Source organism: Dyadobacter tibetensis Y620-1, assembly GCF_000566685.1.
GTDB classification, from domain to species: domain Bacteria; phylum Bacteroidota; class Bacteroidia; order Cytophagales; family Spirosomataceae; genus Dyadobacter; species Dyadobacter tibetensis.
In genome coordinates, this window is the sequence record NZ_AZQN01000003.1 from 1,101,027 (window position 1) to 1,121,685 (window position 20,659).

6 protein-coding genes are annotated in these 20,659 nt (G+C 42.4%); all 6 read right to left on the minus strand.

Annotated features, from left to right (window positions below; translation table 11 throughout):
• The 6 genes from X939_RS0111475 to X939_RS0111500 all read right to left on the minus strand — a co-directional run bounded on the left by X939_RS0111475 (nt 1) and on the right by X939_RS0111500 (nt 20,258).
• Nucleotides 1-10,491 (minus strand): SDR family NAD(P)-dependent oxidoreductase, encoded by a 10,491-nt coding sequence (locus X939_RS0111475; protein WP_025763415.1) that lies wholly within the window; start codon nt 10,489-10,491, stop codon nt 1-3.
• Nucleotides 10,492-10,554: 63 nt separating this feature from the next.
• Nucleotides 10,555-11,151: a 4'-phosphopantetheinyl transferase family protein gene (locus X939_RS22365; protein ID WP_131694824.1), complete on the minus strand. Its 597-nt coding sequence runs from the start codon at nt 11,149-11,151 to the stop codon at nt 10,555-10,557.
• A 118-nt stretch (nt 11,152-11,269) separates the two neighbouring features.
• Nucleotides 11,270-12,019 carry an SDR family NAD(P)-dependent oxidoreductase gene (locus tag X939_RS0111485; protein WP_044199233.1) on the minus strand — a complete coding sequence of 250 codons (750 nt, stop codon included), beginning with the start codon at nt 12,017-12,019 and terminating at the stop codon, nt 11,270-11,272.
• 399 nt (nt 12,020-12,418) lie between these two features.
• Nucleotides 12,419-13,435 (minus strand): helix-turn-helix domain-containing protein, encoded by a 1,017-nt coding sequence (locus tag X939_RS0111490; RefSeq protein ID WP_025763418.1) that lies wholly within the window; start codon nt 13,433-13,435, stop codon nt 12,419-12,421.
• 755 nt (nt 13,436-14,190) lie between these two features.
• The gene (locus tag X939_RS0111495) at nt 14,191-18,897 is read right to left on the minus strand and encodes a DUF8202 domain-containing protein (RefSeq protein ID WP_084299436.1); all 4,707 of its coding nucleotides are present in this window, start codon (nt 18,895-18,897) and stop codon (nt 14,191-14,193) included.
• Nucleotides 18,898-20,036: 1,139 nt separating this feature from the next.
• Nucleotides 20,037-20,258, minus strand: coding sequence for a hypothetical protein (locus tag X939_RS0111500; protein ID WP_025763420.1), 222 nt, complete (start codon nt 20,256-20,258; stop codon nt 20,037-20,039).
• Between the last annotated feature and the right edge of the window lie 401 nt (nt 20,259-20,659).

Genomic DNA, 20,659 nt, shown 5'->3' on the forward strand with positions numbered 1-20,659 from the left:
TTATGATAATTCATATAATGTATGGCATACTTTATTGATTTGCTGGATCACGCTCTTATCATTCATTAAGGTGATATGATTTGGTGCAGATAATTCAATATGATGAAATTGAGGTAGCACATTTTTCCACGCTAACCAGTATTGCTGATTATCTAAATGAAGATTTTCCGACTCATGCAAGATGCAATAAGGGGCTAGCTTGCCGTAGAATTGTTTGTCTTTATTAGAAAAATAGTAAACATCGATTGCCTCAGGCTGTTCCATGGGTAGCACCCGGTAATCCACAAATTGGGCTGACTCTCTTACAGAGCGACCTCTTTCAATTATGGCGTTAATTTGCTCTGGGGCACTGCTCAATCCTCGGGCTTTGGCTAAGGCTGTGACATACTCTAAAAAGGATTGATCGGAAGGAAAATCGGGAATTGTGTCTCTATGGATTAGCTTGTCGGCAAGCTGCTCAGTATGCTGTAAGTTAGAGGCTCCGAGAAGCAAATTAACCGTTTGCAGTACCATGGACCTGTAGTCTATAACGAAACGATTCATGGAGCCAGCAATAAATATGGAGTCGATCATTACGATTGAGCTTACTTGCTTTCCGAGTTTCTGAAGGTGCTTTGCCATTTCATAAGCCAAGGCCCCTCCAAGGGAGAATCCTCCAAGGTCATAGGGTCCATCTGGCTGGGTCTGAAGTACAAGCTCGGTATAATACTGAGCCATATCTGCAATTCCCTTGAAGTGTTTTCCGTGTTTGGTCCAGGTATCGGCAACAACCGCGTAAAAGGGTCGTCGGCTGCATTCGGCAATGGAATGGTATCCTTCTATACCTCCCCCGACTGGATGTAACCAAAATATGGGCCTACCTTCAGTTTGGGCATTAAGCTTTATGATATCCTTCGGAAGCTTTTTTGAGGGCGGGGAAGAAAGAGTAGTTTGAATATTGGCCAATGATTGCGGGTGAAGGGAGAGCAAGGCATCGGCTGCCTCTCCGACGGTTGGGTAATCGAATAATAGTCGGTTATCTACATCCGGGATGATTTTTTTTACCTGCTGAATAAATCTACTCGTAGAGATAGAATCGAGACCATACTGATAGAGAGGTTTGCTCTCCGCTATATCTGAGGCAGGCATATGGATAATTTCTGCCACAATCTCCTTAAGTGTTGAAACCATCTTTTCCCTTTCAGGATAATTTGTTGTTTTGGGTGGAATGACACTGGAATCAATTGCCTCATCAACTCTCCCATTAGTCGAATCTGACGAAGGAGAAGAGCTTCCTTTTTTAGGAAGTGGACTTGCCCAGTAGGGCTTTCGCTCAAAGGGGTAAGTCGGAAGACTTATTCTACGCGGTATATCATTAGAGTATAATGCACTCCATTCTATTTCGGCACCATTTACCCATAATTGGGCCAAATTTGGTAATTGAGATGATGCATATAACTCCGGATAGTCTATTTGTCGGTAATTTTGAGGGGACTTTTTGTATGAGGTGTCAAACTGATTATACCAGACCTGAGACTCAATATGTCCATTGATAAACTGTTTAAGAAGTTGGGCTAACTCTGATATATTCCGAACCAAAAGTGCTACTCTTTCTTTCATATGTGCCCTCCCGACCTGTAGAGTATAGCTCATTGAGTACAAATCATTCGCAGAGATCTGACCTTTACTGATGCTTTCTATAAAATTCTTCGCATATTGTATCAAGCTTGCCTTACTCTGCCCTGAGAGCAACATTAGTACTGGCTGAGCTGTGGTGTAGGAGAGGTTTTGAGGCTTATAGCTTTTATATTCTTCTAATAAAACGTGACCATTTACTCCGCCGAACCCGAAGGCACTGACCCCTGCTCGCCTTGGCCACTCCTGACCCTTATCGTTCTTTCTGACTTTCCAGTCTTGTGTATGTTGGACAACATAAAAGGGGCTATTCTCTAATTTGAGATGAGGGTTTATAGACTCACTAAAAAGACTTTTAGGGAGTTTTTTATGTTTTAATTGCATCAAAACCTTGAGCACTCCAGCCATACCCGCTCCAAACTCCAGGTGACCAATATTTGTTTTGACAGATCCGATCGCACAGGTGCCTGCTTCCATGACGGGCTTATCATGGTTTTGATAAAGCCTGTTAAATGCGTTTTTTAAGGCTGTCACCTCCACAGGATCTCCTATCAAGGTTCCTGGTCCATGTGTTTCAACATAGCTAACTGATCGGGGGTCAATATCTAGGGGTAAATATGTATCGTAAATTAGGTCGGCTTGAGCACGAGGATTAGGAGAAGTGAGCGAATTGGCCCGCCCACCATGGTTTTCATTGGTATTTCTGATCAGCCCATAAACATGGTCCCCGGCTTCCTCCGCCGCTTTTAAGCTTTTGAGCATGATAACTCCCACTCCTTCACCTCTAACATACCCGCTGGCACGATCAGAAAAAGCTCGGCTGCAACCATCATCACTTAATGCACCGAAGTGATAGAGGCTTTCGTAAATTTCAGGGGTTAATAAAGTATTGACTCCTGCGGCTAATGCGATGTCGCATCGGCCACTTCTAATAGATTCAACAGCTCGGTGAATGGCTACCAATGAACTGGAACATGCGGTTTCTATGGCTTGACTTGGCCCTTTAAAGTCTAAGAAGTAGCTAATGCGATTAGGACCCATCGATGATACCATGCCCATTAGAGAATGTCCTTCAATTGGTGTTTGAGACTGTGCCAACACCCTGTTGTATTCGTAGCAGGAGATGGCAGCAAATATTCCTGTATTGCTTCCGGCTAAGTTATTAGGATTGTACCCAGCATCTTCTATGGCCTTCCAGATATGCATCATCATAAGCCGCTGTTGAGGATCCATTTGTAGGGCTTCGGCCGGAGAAATATTAAAGAAGAGTGGGTCGAAGGTGCTCATGTTTTCTATGAATCCGCCTAATCTGGCCTTCACTGCCGGATAGTCGCGGAAATCCCACCGCTCTTTAGGTATTTCTGTAACACAATGCCTTTCACTGACCAGATTTTCCCAAAATTCATGTATATCCTTGGCCATTGGGAGCTCGGCACTTACTCCGATAACGGCAATAGGTTCTAGGGTTTTGAGGTTATCCGAAACGTTACGGCTATTTTTATATGCTGATTCCTGTCTTAATAGATGAACCTTGGAGTACTTGGATTTTGCCGAGTCAGATGTTATTCCCTGCTCGACATCGGTTAACTGACTACTTTCACTCCTTTTTTCTGTCTGGTGGGAAAGGCAGTTTTGGTCAAATTCTAATATTCCACCAGTTTGCCGTATTGATATTGCAGCTTCGCTGCCATTTCTATGAAGACTTCCCAGTTCCATGGAGCTGGAATGGATATTACAAATTGAATCAGATGGCAGTGTACCAATTGTGGCCTCGACTTTTTTCTTTTGCCGGGAGCTTTCCCTAGCCTCTTGCTGCTCGGTTACCTTTTGGACTGTGTTGGGTGAGTCCTTAATTTCAATGCCTAATCGGTACACCTTCAAACGAAATGGGTAGGTTGGAAGGCTAATTTTCTTTCTGTTGGCATTGATCGAAAGTAATTTCCAGTTTACCCGGTATCCCTGTACCCAATCTTGGATAAGGCTAAGGAGTTCAACCTGACTGCCTGTTTGGGCTATAGGCGGTGTATATGGCTGTTTTGACTTACTGAGGTCGGCCGCCCCCAGTATAAAATCAGGGTTACCCTTAGCATGTGTTTTAAAATATTGCAATTTCTCATGCAGTTCCGATATATTCGAGGCCAAAAATCCGAGGCGGTAGGGCATGGCATTCCTTCCGGTCTGTAAGGTATAGGCCATATCGGCCAACTGCTCTTGTCCTGCCTGCCCGGAGTCAATAAAGTTCAATAACAGGTCAGTTTGCTGTTGAAGTTGTTCAGGGCTTTGTGCTGAGAATACAAATATTTTGGGTTGCGCTTCTCTGCTGTAGTATTCATCAGGTGTCTGATTTTTTGGGATGTATTCCTCTATGATGACATGGGCGTTCACTCCTCCAAACCCAAAGGCACTCACCCCGGCCCGTCGGGGGCTAGCTCCTCCAGTTTCGGTGGTCACGGCCTTCCATTCTTGATTTTTCCGTACTAAATAAAAGGGGGTTCCTTCTGTCTTAATATAAGGACTAATAGTGTTACAATGTAGATTCTTGATAAGGGTCTTATGTTTCAATTGTAATAACACCTTTATAACCCCAGCCACACCAGAGGCATATTCAGTATGTCCAATATGACTTTTGATACTTCCTAGTCCACAATAGTTTTGTTTAGTACTGTGTAGCGTACTCAATTCGGTAAATGCTGTTTTAAGGGCATCTACTTCTATAGGATCTCCTAACTTAGTCCCAGTACCATGTGTTTCGATAAAATTGACAGTAGAAGGATCAATTCCAGCTTTTTTATAGGCTTTTTTAATGAGATTGATTTGAGCCCGCATACTGGGGGCCGTCAACGCATTAGCACGCCCGCCATGATTATCGGCAGTAGAACGAATGATTCCATATATATGATCTCCATCCGCTTCTGCTTGTTTTAAATCTTTTAATAGGACCATGCCCACTCCTTCAGCGCGTACAAACCCATCCGCAGTATCTGAAAATGTTTTACATCTGCCTTCCTTACTGAGCATACCAGCGTGGCCCATGCGGATAAAAGAAGATTTCGATTGAAGGGCATTTACGCCACCTGCTATGGCCATTGTTGAGTCGCCGGACTGAATGGACCGGACTGCCCGATGTATTGCGATTAATGAACTAGAACATGCTGTGTCCACAGGTTCGCTGCTACCGGTAAGGTCCAGAAAGTAGCTAAAGCGATTGGGACCCATACAGGAAATAATATTGGTCTGATTGAATGAAGGGTTCGCATGTTTCTGCCTACCAATTAACTCGCTGAATTCGTGGCTTGCCATTCCTACAAAAATGGCCGTATCGCTACCTTTTAAATCCTGCGGGGCGTAGCCGGCATCTTCTATGACTTTCCATGCATATAGCATAAGGAGTCTGTGTTGAGGATCCATGTCGATAGCCTCCTGTTCGCTGATGTTAAAGAACTCTGGATCAAAATCGTAAAGATTCCGAATCAATCCGGCCCATTGGCTTGCTTTGCTATCATTCTCCGGGTTCATATCTTGACGTATCCATTGATCTTCAGGGAGAGGGACAATGCAATCTTTACCTTCTAGTAAATTCTCCCAAAACTCCTCCAGCGTATCGGCTTTTGGGAATTTTCCACTCATTCCAATAATCGCCACGGGGCGTGAATCCTCTGGCAAATAATTTTTCGCAGAATGAATCTGAACAAGTTCTTTTTCTGGGGTGAGCGGGCAAGAGTTTGGAGCAGACTTTTTGTTCTCGTTCCACTCCTTTATTAAGGCTTCCAAATGCTCACGCTGCAGGTAGCCAGCTAATTTGAATAATGATTCACATTCAAAAAAAATGGTAGGAGCCAGATCGAGATCCCATATTTCGTTTAATTGTATGGCAAATTCGGTATATCGAATCGAGTCATATCCATACTCGTCCATACCGGCATCGAGCCGGATATGTTCGGTGGGTATTTCTAGTAAAGTGGATGCGGTTTGAATAAGGATTTCGAAAATATGCTCTTCTAATGCATGTGGTGTATCGGGTTTTAATACGTTATTATAACCTGTGCGTGGAGCGAGATTAATGCTGTTAGCACGGTCACTTTTTGAACCAAGGAGTTCAGAAATTTGCGGACTTTCAGTGGCCTCCTGATCATGGTCTGAATGAGCGATAGTGCTATCTTTTTCCGGCAGTACCACGCTGTCTTGAAGATAGGACGCCAATGCCGTAAGAGTGCTATATTCAAAGAAAATGATTGGGGTCAGATCTACTCCGAAAGCTTCATTAATCCGGACGGCAAACTCTGTATAACGAATGCTATCGAAACTATATTCATCGATTCCTGCTTCAGGGTCAATAAAGTCGATCGGGATTTCCAGAAGATCGGACGCGAACTGTTGGAGTCGAAAGAGTATAGCCTCATGAGTGCGGGGAGAATTTTCACCAATAGGCGTCAAGGCTTCGGGTTGCACTGTGGCGTCGGCATGGCTGGACTGCTCAGGAGCAGATGCGGGCTTTGGAATAGTAGGGAGGAAATCTTCATAGTCTCCGAGAATTTCACTGCGATTCTGGATTATCTTTGGAGCTGTAGTTTCCGAAGTGGAGTTTGTTTCATCAAAAATATGCGAAGCCAAGCTACTCAGAGTTGCAAATTGGAAAAATATTGTGGGACTTAAGCTTAACTCGAACTGTTCATTCAAAATCATGGCAAACTCGGCATAAAGAATAGAGTCAAAGCCATATTCTTCAAAAGAAGTGTCCAAATCGATATGTTCAGCAGGGACTTTGAGTACGTCAGCGGCAAGGGTCAGCAGGGTTTTGTTAATATTTTCCATAGGGGTAGCATTTATGTCCTGAGAATAGGTCGTTTCTGTGGGAATGGAGAAGGGATCCAAAAAAAGATCGGAATTGGAGAGCTCCACCTCCCAGTTTATTCGGCGTTTTAAGTTTTCAGTCTGACCGTACATTACGAGGCACTGCGCGGAGGGACCTGACAACATATGGCTGAAGGCCCTAATTCCAATATCATTTGGCATGGGAACCATGCCTGACATATGTTTTAGATTTTTAATTCCCCCAGGACTTAAGGTTAATCCTCCTTCCTTCCAAAATGGCCAGTTAATGGAGATGGTGTTACCCTGACGGGCCCCCGCTTTCGCTAATCTATTCCGGTAAAAAGCGAATTCATCCATAAAGGAATTGGCCCAGGCATAGTCGGTCTGACCAATATTTCCAATTACCGATGTAGTGGAGGAAAATAAGGAAAGAAAGTCCAGAGGGCGATTCCCTATGGCCTGATCCAGATTTACGAGGCCCTTTAGCTTTGGTGCTAGTACCTGCTCAATCTGGCCCTTGGTTTTTTTTATTAAAAGACTATCCTGAATAACTGCTGCAGAATGGATTACCCCGGTAAGCTTTCCATAATTCAAATAAATTTCATCTATAAGTTTTTGAACCGCATCTGGGTCCGATATATCCGTGGGATGGTAAAGTACCCGGGCTCCGGAGGATGTTAATGTAGACAACACATCTCTTTTATTTGTTTCCAGTTCAGATCGCCCGGTCAAAATTAGGGTAACCCTCTCAGTTTGACGGATTGCCTCCCTGCAGAAAAGCTGACCTATTCCTCCCATTCCTCCAGTAATAAGGTATACCCCATTCTCCTGCCATGGATTGCGTACAGGTAAGGTGGGTTTCCACTGTGCCCAATTTTTGATCCATCGATGGTGTTGTCTATAACTTATATGCCGATCGTAATCTGCCTGTTGATTTTCATCCAGCACCCTTTTTAATGATTTTTCTTCGGCTGGGGACCATTCTATTACCTGAAAGTTGATTTTATTGTACTCTGTCTGGACTGCTTTCAACATTCCAGCAAGGGACGAGGCCAGACGTTCAATTCCAGAGTTTGGAACCACAACTTGTATTAGTAGGGTATCTTTTAGCTGCAATACCCATTCTTGTATATAAGCGATACATTTAATTCCTATCTCAAATATTTGATCTTCAGGTGCAATTGAAGAATGTTGGATAATTATCACCTCATGATCTCTAATTTCTTCCTTCAGATTATACCCCTTCCATGTCCCCCCAGGGCAAAGTACTATTTTGGAGCTAGCTGCAGCATATACATGTCTTACAGGGGGGGCAGTTTTCCAATAAGAACCCAAGTATAAAGTGTCGGCCTGAGAGGATGAATTTAAAGTTTCATGGTCATCAGCAATGTTTTTTATGACAAGAATGAGATGTGCACATACCAGCCCGGAATCATTACAAAGATCAATTTCTAAGACGTTATTTACCCCCGAACTGTTCTTTTGAACCGCCATAATTGCCCACATTTTCGATTTAAAAGCGCTGAAAAATGTGATGGATTTTAGGGTAGGATAGGTTATCCGGGTATTCAGCTGTATGGTACTGATTTTATAATGCTGCCAGAGCATCCCTAGTTGAAATGCTGTCTCCAAAATATCTGGATATATCTTAAAGCCTTGGTATGCGGCTTCTAGCGTTTGAACGCCGGCAATGAATTGGTTATTGAGAATGGAAATCTCTTGAATGCTCCGATAATGAGGCCCGTAAGCAAAGCCAGCTTTTTCTAATAGTTGATAAGTTTGTTCATGTGAATAGCCTGCCTGTGCCTGCAGAATTTGTACTGAGTCAAGGTTTTGTCTTGCCCTTTTGGTTTTTCTATCTTCTCTAGCCCTACAGGAAAATACTGGCAATCCATGTACTTGATCCACCACAGTCATTCTATCAGTAACCCCTACATCAGAGATGCATCGAAGGGTGTGAGGTTTGCTCTTAGGTAAATCTTTTAGTGAGTTGGGATATTCGAAGTGGTCAAATGTTAAGGAAATCCGTGGCCCGCCTGGTCTTACAGATTCTAATAATAAGGATTCCCGTACCATTTCAAGAAGGTAGCCATGAGGGATATCACTGCTACAGGTTATGAACGAATCAAGGTTGGAACAATAGGGGGGATTTAGGGGGGGAGTTCCCTCTAGGACTATCTTTCCGGTATCATCCTTTGTTTTTTGTATAAATGGATGGACTAGTTGTTTTTCCTCTTCTGATACCCTGCTAAACCAATAGGAAGTGGGGGTAAAGGGGTAGTGGGGTAAGCCTAGTTTTTTTGGGTGAATGCCCTCAAATATTCGGTCCCAATCCCAGTTAAAGCCATTTGAATAAAGGTGGGAAAGCTTGTTGATAATCGGTAAATAATTCTTAACAAGCGCCTCAGGAGTTTCGATACCAATCAGTGGGTCTTCCATGAGGTGGTTTTTTGTGGAATCTCTATTTTCTTGCCTTTGATTTAATTCATCGAGTGTCGACTGCAGTTGTTTTAATAAGTCATTAAGGTTTCTAACGACAAGTGATATACGTTTATTAAAATGGTCTCTTCCCATTAATAATGTATAACTCAAATCGAGCAGATTAATAGGTTCTTCAGGGCGTTTTAGATAGGCCAATAAATCTGATATTCTTTGATGAAGAGAAGGCCAAGTTTTAGCGGATAGGCAAATAATATAACTCGGTAAGTCGGGTGATTTTTCACGAGTAGGTTGGACGTACTCTTCTATCACCAAGTGCGCATTGGTGCCACCAAATCCGAATGAACTTATTCCCGCCCTACGGGGTATCTCCGTGCCATCCTGGTCTTTAAGCCTTTTCCATGTTTTCAAATGGTCCACTATATAAAATGGGCTTCCGTTTAAGGAGATTTTTTTATTGGGTTGGGTGAAATGAACGAGTTTCGGCAAAGTCTGGTGCTTCATGGCTAGGAGAACCTTTATTAAGCCAGCCACCGCCGCGGCAGGCTCCAGATGCCCGATATTCGCTTTTACGGAACCTAAACCACAGTAAGCCGAAGAAGCTAGAGGAGGGTTGCTATAGGCATCAAAGGCCTTCAGGAGTCCCTCGAACTCGATGGGATCTCCTTTAGGGGTACCGGTACCGTGCGCTTCTATATAACCAATGGTTTGCGGCTGGATGGCAGCACGATCGAGGGCTTTTTTGATTACCTCCGCCTGGGAATCGGGATTAGGATAGGTAATCGTATAGGTTTTCCCACAATGGTTTACGGCACTGCCCCTTATTATTCCGTAGATTCTATCACCATCTTTCTCTGCTTGTTGAAGGGATTTTAATAAAACTAATCCTGCTCCTTCTCCCCTTACAAACCCATTGGCTTCGTCATCGAAAGTCTTACTGGTTCCAGTTGGTGATAACATGCCTGCCTTTGCCAGAGCTGTATACCTGGAGGGGGATAATAATAACCCTACTCCCCCTGCCAAGGCCATGCTACAGTCGCCCAGATGGATGGCCTGGGCGGCCATATGTATGGCCTGAGCTGAACTAGAACAGGCAGTATCTACCGGTACGCTGGGTCCGTTGAGATTATAAAAATAGGAGATCCTATTGGGGATTATCGCAGCAGAAGTGCCTGTTCCGTGATGAGCTTCAATGCTTCCAAAGCGCTCCACAAGTTCTTTATAATCATGGTTAAATACTCCCAAGAAAACAGCAGTGTCGGTCCCAGCTAATTGAGAGGGACGATAGGCGGCATCTTCCATACAGTGCCAGGCCAGTTCTAGCATTATCCGCTGCTGCGGATCCATTAATTCCGCTTCTTTGCCTGAAATGTTGAAAAAGGAAGCATCAAAATGGCTGATGTCTTCAATAAACCCTCCCCATTTAGTTAGCGTATTTGGGCCGCCCTGTATGCTATGGCTATGCTCTTCCCAATTCCATCGGTCCGCAGGAACTTCGGTAATACTAGCCTTAGCATCAGAAAGGTTTTTCCAGAATTCATTATAATTTTTGGCAGATGGCACCCGGCAAGCCATACCTATGATCGCAATTGGGTCGTATCGATCATTGATTATTTGTGACTTCATACCTTATTGCTTTACGTGAATGTATTTTGAAAAGGTCATTTATTTTCCATTTAGAAAATTTTGTTATTTATCCCATTCCATATTCAAGATTTTAAGGTTCTGGAATTCCACAGGAAACAGGGTGGCAATATGCCCTGTGTACCCTTCGCCTATATTAATGGGAAATGTCTGCCAAATCTGGTTCTCTAGTATAGATCGACGATTATTGACTTCTATCTCATTCATGTTGATGTAAAGCCCCTTGCCATTGGCTTTAATAATGGCTTCTTTTTCAGTCCAATAATTATAGAATGCCTGCAATTGATTATTAGCTTGATCAATTTTTCTCCTTTCTTGCTCTGTCATTTGGTTTAGAAATCGTTCTAATGAGATGGACTGCATATATTCAATGTCTAGTCCAATCCGACTATTCAGGTTTAGGGCACAGCATACACAGGTTCTTGAATGAGAAATATTGAAATCAAAATCCAGATCTGCAAAATCTAGATATGGACGTCGGAACAAGGTATATCGTAGCCCTGTTAATTTATAATTTTTGGTTATTTCAAAACCTTTTAACCCTTCCTGAAGCAACACTTTACCTAATAAAGAAGCCCAGCGATCTTCTTCTTTATGGTAATGAAGAATCCTTACATGCAGATTTTCAGGGATTTTCCGCAAAAGTTTTTGAAAGAGGCTATACTTTCCTAAGTAAGAGTGAAAGTGTGTGTATAATATTAATATCAAGGCATTCAACTTTTAGTAATTGCAGGCTGACATTTCTTTATAAAGGTTTCGATTATCTTGCCAGATATCCTCCGTCGATTGCATAGTAGGAACCTGTCACAAATGAGGATTTATCGGATGCCAACCAGAGTACTAACTCCGCAATCTCTTCCGGCTGCCCCAGCCGTTCCATGGGTTGGGCGCTGCCCAAAACTTTACGCGTTTCTTCTGGAAGTACAGCAAGTATGGGCGTTTCTACATAAGCAGGTCCTACTGCATTGATACGGATACCATTTGTGGCATTTTCCAAGGCTGCACTCTTGGTCAGCCCGTTAACGCCATGTTTGGAGGCTATATAGCTTGATAGTCCTTTTTCTCCTGTTTGGCCTAATACTGATGACATGTTAATGATCGAGCAAGGTCCTCCGTGTTGGAGCATAACCTTTAACTGATATTTTAAACAATAAAATACCCCGTTCAAATTAGCGCTAATAACCTTCTCCCAGTTTTCTTCCGGATAATCGGCCACTGGTGCCAGGGGTTCAACTAATCCGGCGTTATTGCAGGCAATATCCAGTCGTCCATATATTTTTACTGTCTCTTCTATCAGCTGTTTACATTGTAGTGAATCTGACATTTCTGCGGCCAGAAAAGTAGCGGTACCTCCAGCCTCTTTTATTTTTTTTACGACGCTATTTCCTTTTTCATGATTTCGGCCCGATACGACCACTTTGGCGCCTTGTGCTGCAAATAATATTGCAATGGACTCTCCAATCCCAGAAGTAGCACCAGTTACTAGGGCAATTTTGTTTTGTAATAGCATAAATAGGTTACGTTTATAAGTGGGTAAGGTTTGGTGAATAAGAAAACGGAACAATGGATTATTGAAGTCCATTAATTGATATTTCTTAATCGTCCAAATCTCGAGATTCTATCAAGATGCTGCTTTACAAAATGGACATAATTCTTAACAAATTAGATATTATGTCAAAATAATATTACACAGATTTAAATTTGGTTACTAAATTTTGGTTCCTATATTAATATTATAAATTTAGGAGGATGGCATGTTTCGCCGAAAAACAAACTTATGGATCTCCGCTTCAATAATGGTCTGAATACTACCTAACATATTTAGAAGCCAGCCTATGACTCAATGTCCTTACTATTGCTAATTCAAAGCCTCTAGTGCCATTCTTTATGAATTCGAAAAGGGATTAGGCTAATTCGTAGTGCGGTCCTTAAGGATGGCACTTGGGGATTTGTGGTAATACTCCTTGAATGCTCTGGTAAATTGAGATAGGTTTTTGTAGCCCAGTTGCAAGGAAAGTTGGGTTAGATTATGAGGTCTCTGATGATTTAAGGCAGAGAGTGCCTCTTCCATCCTGATTTTGGTGTAGTAATCTGTAAAGGAATGGCCGGTAACACTTTTGAAGATATTTTTAAACTTTGTCGTACTCATGTTACAATGACTAGAAGCTTCCATGATGGTGAATTTTTGGTCGAGACGATTTTTTATCAATTCACATATTTCTCTAATTTTCAGCTGATCCTCCGATCGTAATCCAAAAGCCGGTGCTGAGGCTGAGAAAAATGCTTGAAGAACTTCCTCTATTAGTTCCAGGACCAGATGGGTGCTGATCTGTTGTTGACTAAATTCTTTATGCTGGTCGGTCCTCTGGATTTTAAGTAATTTCTGAAACAAATAGAGAATGTGACTGCCCATCGGCTTTAGTGAATAAAAATCAGCATTTTGAAGAATATCCTCATAACCTTTCGAGGGACAGCCAAGGCCCATTTTAGATATCATTTCTAGCAGGTAGTACCGTCCAACCTTGATTTCAATACGAGTACCAGACATTTCGCTTTGACATCCAAAGATCGATTGAACCGTGCCGGTTGAAAGACCCCAGTACTGATTTTCCTTACAGCAAATAAAGTTTTCTCTACTGTATATTTGGTAACAGTCCTGTCTACAGCTAATGAGGTCGATTATGTAAAGGTCATTTAAGGGAAGGGCATTGCGATGTATTAAAATTGGTGTTTTGGACTGAATATTTGTCGTAGTAAGCGTTAGATTGTCCGTAATGAGCTCGTTTCGACTAATACTGAATTCATCTGTTTTCCAGCTTCGGGTAAGCTCTATCTTGTCGGTATTTTCTCGTCCTTTATGCTCGGTGGTCGAACAGTAATGATAATTGGATTTTTCACTTAACACTGGATAGTATTTGATTTCCATCTGTAGTTTATTGATTATTGGTTATCAATTAAATTCACATGCATGTTAGACTCGGTAATAAATGGCTGCTCTCAATCAAGTAAAGGTAAAGTTTAGAAAATGGCTGAAGTCAATTCGGGTGTAGAAATATTTCTAATTTATAGGTTTTATATTTTCTTTGAGTTGCTGCAAGGATTTGTTTTTAGATCTGTGCTTTTTGGTATTATATTTATTTTTATATTGATATTTAGAACACGAATGTTTCCTCCAGTTAAGTTGGGGAAAGGAGTTATTTGAAAAGCAGGTCTAGGATCTGAAGAGTGATTGAATAAGTTCTAGCTTAATTTTAAATCGAATCTGGAGTTATATTAGCTGGCAATTTAGTCTAATACATACTTTAATGCTTTCAGTTTTTGGAAATCAATGGTTGGGGAGTAAGGTGAAAAATGGGGACGGTCTTATAGTATAGATACTAGTAGTATAGATACTAGCTAAATTCGCTATATCGGACGGGTTTTGGATCTGAGCTAAAACAAAGCCTTAGCATCCTGGCTGTATCAGTAATTGTATATGCAGCATAATAGAAAGGGTTGCAAATGGTAGTTTTAGGATATGCTTGTCGAAAAACGAAATAAACCGTATTCTGTAATAGACTGTTAGAGGCTTGTAGGTTATCCTTGTAGGTTATCATGGAGTCTAAATAGAAGTTTGGAGAACAAAAAAAGCCGTCTCAAATGAGACGGCCTCTTTAAACTTAAATCAATTAATAAAAGGGTTTATTCCTTTACAAACTTTCTATAATAGGTGGCGCCATTTATGGTTCTAATTTTCAGCAAATACATTCCTGGTGACAGCTCGCCAACTGCCATCGTGTTCGAATCGCCAGAGGGGGAATTAGTCAATACTAATCTGCCTGAGAGGTCGAGGATGCTAATGAGAGCATTATCTGATAATCCTTTAACTGTAAGCGTGCTGCTGACAGGGTTAGGGGCAATGCTGATGGTCGAACCGTTGCCTTCCAGTCGGAGACTTACAATCTTGGAGAGGCTATAGCTTCCATCAATGTCTACGGATTTGAGTCTGTAGTAGCTTACGCCTTCCGGAGCTGGGCTGTAATCGAATAGATAGCTTCCCCCGTTAGAGTTGTTTTGGCTGTCGACTCTACCAATGTTAAAGAACTGTTTTCCGTCCGCACTGAATTGTAACTCATAATGGCTGCTGTATTCTTCTGAAGTCGTTTGCCAACTAAGCTCGGCTCCCCCGGTTTCCGTTGAAGTAGCTATAAACGAAATCAAGGTAACAGGCAATGGATTTTCGGTTTTGTTGGCCAAATAGCCGAAGGTACTAAAGCTGGTGATACCTGTAAACTCTACATAGTCTACACCATTCTCTACGCCATATACGGGGCTTTCTAGGTATTGATAGGCATGGGTGCCACTAAATCCTGTTGGGATTTGGTCGGCCAATACATCGCTGGATGTACCTTCTAATTTAAACCATTTTCCATCAGCTACACCGCCTACAGCAGGATCCAGATTGCCTTGAGCGGCCGTCAGGTCGGCAGGGTTATAGTACAAACGTACCGTAAAGCTGCTTCCATTGAGTACTGGCGTACCCGTATTAACAACGGTATACATACGGTTGGACAGGGCTGTGGTATTATTGCTACCATCTGTTTTGCGCTGGTTGGCTATGTCGCTCTCAAGCAGGTTGTTATTATTGAGAGCCACTGCAGCTGTGTTGAAGTTATAACCCGTCACGGCATTGGGGTGGATGGCCATATACTTAATGGTAGGGTTTGCGATATCGTTAATGAAAGGTAGGTATCCATTTTCATCGGCACAGTTCAGCATGAATGCGAGTTTGGTCTCTGCGTTTGCCACCAGTTGTGGAGGAGCCTGAAGATTAGCTACCTTAATATTTACGAAGGCGATATTATTGTCATAGTCACATTCTCCAATCGGAGACCCTGCAATGGGGAATGTCAAGGGGAGGTTTGAGGTTCCCTTATCATTCAGTACTACATATAGATCCAATGGTGCCGTAAATCCGGATATATCCAATATTACCGATTGTATGGTGCTTGCACCAGTAGCCAAAGGAGCGAACAGGGAGTCCGTGGCGGTGAGCCGGATGGCACCTGGCAGTGTAGGGTTACCGACATAAAAACGTACTGGTGTTTTTGCTGGCGCCATGGCTGAACCACTATTCGTGATCCTATAGCTTAGCGCGACGGCATTGGCCGGGTAAGAACAATCGGTACCGAGGGTCACTTCAGAGAGCACTGCGTCGGGAGCGGCCATAAAACCATTGGGGACGGGAGATAGGTAATTCTGAACATTATAGTTGTTAAAGGGGTATAGCCCTGAACCAACGGGATATTCTTTTCGCATATCTTGTTCCAGTCGGGGGACAGTTAAGTCATCGTTGATATTGGTGCTGCGGTAGCCTCTTCCGTTCCAGACTTTTCTGGCTGGAGCCCAGGCAGAAGTACCGGCTTTAGCACCGAAGACTGTAAGGGCGCCAACAAAGGCAGAGTTTCCGCCCGCCACCACAACAAATTCGGCCTGGCCATCATTGTCTACGTCGGCAACGACGGGGTTTTCCATCCAGGTAGCCGTACCTGAGGCTATTTTAAAGAGGTCAGTAGGGTTTGCTGAGTTGCCATTGATGACTTGAATGTATCGTTCGTCGTTGTAGATAAGTTCTTGATTTCCGTTTCCATTTAAATCAAAGGCTGTAACTCCTGTTTGTCCAGAGGCATCCACGACAGGAATATCCCAAATTGGTCCACTTGGGTAATTTAGGTTATAAGCGGAAAGGGTAATCGAGTTTGTGAAAATTATTTCTGGTAAATTTTTAGTTTTTCCGTCCAAGGTGACATCATCGTATACGTTGGCAATGGTGGGCATGGCCTTGTAAACGCTACCACTCCTGAGGGGATAGTCGGTTTTCATTTTGAGAATGGCTGCCACTGGATCCCATACGACGATCGCTGTTCCGTTGGTATAGGCAATGTCTAAATTTCCATCTAAATCCAGGTCGGCTACTGCAGTAGGACCGTCATTATTCGCTGAAATATCGGATCCGGCAATTGTGCTGAGATCAGCTAGGGTAGTGAATTCACCAGTATTCAGATTAACACCAAAGACCTTTGAGCCCGCTACGATTTCTTTTCCAGGGTTGTTTGGCATAATATCGATCACAACGATATCCTGTCCCCAGCCACGGTTATCTCTACCACTAGGGGCACTATTTCCCGATGCAACCTTTTTAAGGGTTCTGGTTGATAGGTTGAACTGAAAGATATCCGTACCAATAATAATTTCTGGAATTCCATTTTCATCTATATCAACTACTCTTGGAGAACCTCCCTTAAAGGTGGTATTTATGGGTGCATCCGATTTATATTCGTAGGAGCTGGCATTACCCGAAATATGATTGAACACATATACATAACCGTTTTCATCTATGGCTATGACCTCTGGAGAACCATCCCGATCGATATCAGCCACTGCAGTTTGATTGGTGGACTGGCCCACTTCCACATTCAATTGGATATCGTAGTCTGTGGTTGTTTTGCCAGCATCTGAACCATCGCCACTGAAGTAAGTTAGTCCCGCTCCGCCGGCTCTAATGGCCAAGATTTCGGGGATTCCATCTCCATTTAAATCTGCTATGGTCGAAGAGGCTGCGCAGCCAAACACGTTTCCGGTAGAGCTTGACCATTTTTTTGCAATGTCGAAGCTGCTAATATCTGCTGTTGGCGCAATACAGGAAGGCACTGCATTGCAATCTGAATCAGCCTGGTCTATATATCCGTCAAAATCGTCATCAATTCCATTACCGCAAATTTCTGATGAGCTGATGATGGTGATGCTCGTTTGTTTGATACATCCTGTTGCATTGGTAAAGGTTATGTCTACGAATCCAGCTTTTTTCGCCGTAACCACGCCATTATAATTAACAGTGGCAATAGAGGGATCAGAAGAAACCCAGGCATTCATGGCCGCCGGGGGATCCGCACTTGCCAGTTGAATCGTGGTGGCACCCGTTATGGTGTTAGGACCAGTTAAGTCTGGCGTTGCGCAATAGGCACCAAAGCTAAAATATAGATTGGTATCGATGGGAAATGTTACCGAATAAGCGTCATTTAAGGTTCCGTCAATCATTAAGTTGCCTGAGGAAGGAATCTCGACGGCTGTTCCATCGTTGAGCCCTGCTTCGGTAGCACTATAAAGAAGGTAAGGAGATGCTACTCCTTGCGAAGGAAGATATACAGTTACCATTTGATTAAAGGCGCTATTATTTTGCAGTTTCCAAGTCCGTTTGATACGGTAGTTGATTTGTGCAGAACCCGTGACGGTTTTTTTTGCCATAACATCACTGCCATCATGCCCCCATACCAAAAATTGTTTATCAGAGGTAACCATATTGGCATTGGCATCATTGGACGACAGCAATGCGCCTAAGGCCATTGTAACGGGAGATGTTGTTGATAAGACACTCGTACTTTGCTTTTGGTGTAGCAACGAGCCATCGTCCCTGCCAATGCCTGCAATAGTATGATGGTATTCGCTGTTATTAGCTGAATTCCAGACTATCGTTCCGTCGGAAAGTATATAATCACCTTCGTTGACACTTCCAGATATGCTTTCACCGACTAGACCGTCATTATCATCATCATTGGATAGGGTTTGGCCATATTTTAGAGCGAGATAGGACTCTACCTTTCTAATACTCAATTTGTCTAGAGCTGACGGGAACATAATAACCTCCGCCACTCTACCATCCATATAGTTGGCCGATCCGTGGGCTCCAATCTGAAGGGCCGTCGATACATAAGCACGGGAACTGGTGGCCGTAGCTTTTGTCTGGCCATCTACTCTAATTTCGGTTCCGTCGGTACCTCCACTTTGATATTTACCGACCGCAAGGTAGGGTCTGTCGCTGGATACAACATTTAAGGCCTGTAATATGGTGGTTCCATTATGCCATATAGCCAGTCTTGTTGTGGTGCCTGCTCCCCAGAATGTATGACCTGCGTCGGTGGTACTTCCAATGATATTATTTCTTACTGTCGACTGCGGATTGGGGGAGGGCTGGTATACTACAAACTTTGTATAATCGGAACCATTGACAGCCGGAACGGATGTAACACTCTTAAAAAAGGAAGAGCCAAATATTAAATGAGGGTTGTAGTTTGCTGCCCCTTCAGTTTTGGTGATGGTGCCGGTAGCTGAAAAGCCATTTGAAGGATTACTTTGGTTGGTCCATGCCGTAGCATTCGAGCCCGTTAAGGTTAGTCCTTGGTCGGACCGAAGCCATACAGAAGAGCCAGCTACTCCTCCTGGGGCCTGTGCCCAGAGAATTGTGGGTGTTAGCAGTATGGTAAGTGACAATATTATCTTCTTCCTTATGGAAGCAAAGTTAGAGCGCTGGGCTTTTGAATACTTTTGTATTCCAGTAATTAAATAGTACATGTTTTCCGTTTTTTTGTAGTTCTGTTTTGCTGGTTATCCGATTATGGTATAGGGGTAGATATTGGAATGTTTAGATTTTAAATAGGTCGGCCTAGATGGGTGATAAACCAAAGTCTGGAATATTAAAAAAATTGGTTGGCTGTTAGGAACACCATTTCTAGAGTGTCGGAATTCTTCAGATGATGGAATGGGCATCTTCGCCTATAGTATTTATAAAGCCTTTATAGCAAATACTATTTTTCATCATCTTTAAGGTTTAGCAAAAGAATTTGTACGTATTTTAAATCCATTTTTATTGCAAATAGTTAAATAGAATTAGCGTAGCTGAAATTAATTTGAGTAATAGAATTATGCTATGTAAGTATTTTGATTCGTTTTTAAAGTAAGTTGCTACCTGGAATGTTAAATCCCCTATGAAAGAATATTTGATAATCAGTTATAATCAAGGTTTTAAAATAGCCGTTAAATAGAATTAAAGTTTCTATTAAGTGTAGCTTTACCTTCATGTGGCCAATTAACATTTCAAATATAGATAGGCGGAGCATCATATACGTTAAATATATAGCCGATATGGTACAGAAATATTACTACAAAAAAATGAATTTAAATTAACCAATTTATTCGTTCTAAACTTTGATCAGATCTTTATTAATAACTTTTTGGGAAGCTAATTAGAAGATGATGTAGATTATCTGTAAAAAATAGTCAACTGAAGTATATTTTTGATTTGCCAATAACATTTGGTGTAATTCTAACCGTGTATGTTTGGTTTCAGGATGGAGGATATTAATATTTAATTGAAAAGCCCTCTCATTAGAGGTGGCTTTTAACTAATACGACTTAAGAAAAGGGTTAATTCATGCTTTTCCTCATCATTCCCATAAAAGATGTTTGATCATAAAAGGGCTAATTCTCTTCCTGTATGCAAAGCACCCTGCTTTCCCATCCCATTATGGGAATGGATAGCATAACGAGGTCTGTTACTTCAAAGAGAACAACCTTATCTAGCAACGGGTAATCAGTTGACCCACAAGCAGATTATCCGACTAAGGCTGTAGCTTTCATCGAGATCAAACATCTTTAAGCGATACAAATTATTGCCTTTTGCCGGATGATTATGTTGCAAACTATAGTGCTGACTAACAGAATTTGATCTTGCTGAAACTGGCATTTCCCATAAAGGTTCTTACCGTATTGGTGCCAGTACTAGCGGCCGTTAGCTTAGCCAGATCGCCCAATTGATCGGCAAGTCCATACCAGTTACGGGTCAGGATAATATCGGCTGTCGTTCTGTTAATGAGTGCCTTGCCAGCGTAAGAGGCGCTTAGGTCATTTTCTTCTAGAACCACTCCCGTCCTCATCTTCCGTTATACCATTTTCACCTATCCTGATGCCATTATGTGGACCGCCGATCTCATTCCATTTCAAGAATACATTGCTCAAAGAGGCCGGTGATGAATTAAAAGATAGGGGATAATTTCTGGCTTTGATTGTGAGTGCGGCTGGCGTCTCAGAATCGGTCGACGTACCTTTAATACCACTTCCTATTATTATTGAATTTTGAAAGCTAATGTTCTTGAAACAGAAAGTTTTCAGGTTCAAGACTAATCCATTATTCGAAGCATAGATTGGATCAATACCACTGTTGATCACCGAAACGGTGTCTATAGTCAAATTGCTAGCTCTTGCCCGATAGATAGCGGTCCTGTTCTTAATGAATAAACAGTTTTTTATTAAAACATTTGACGAGCCGGCGGATGTG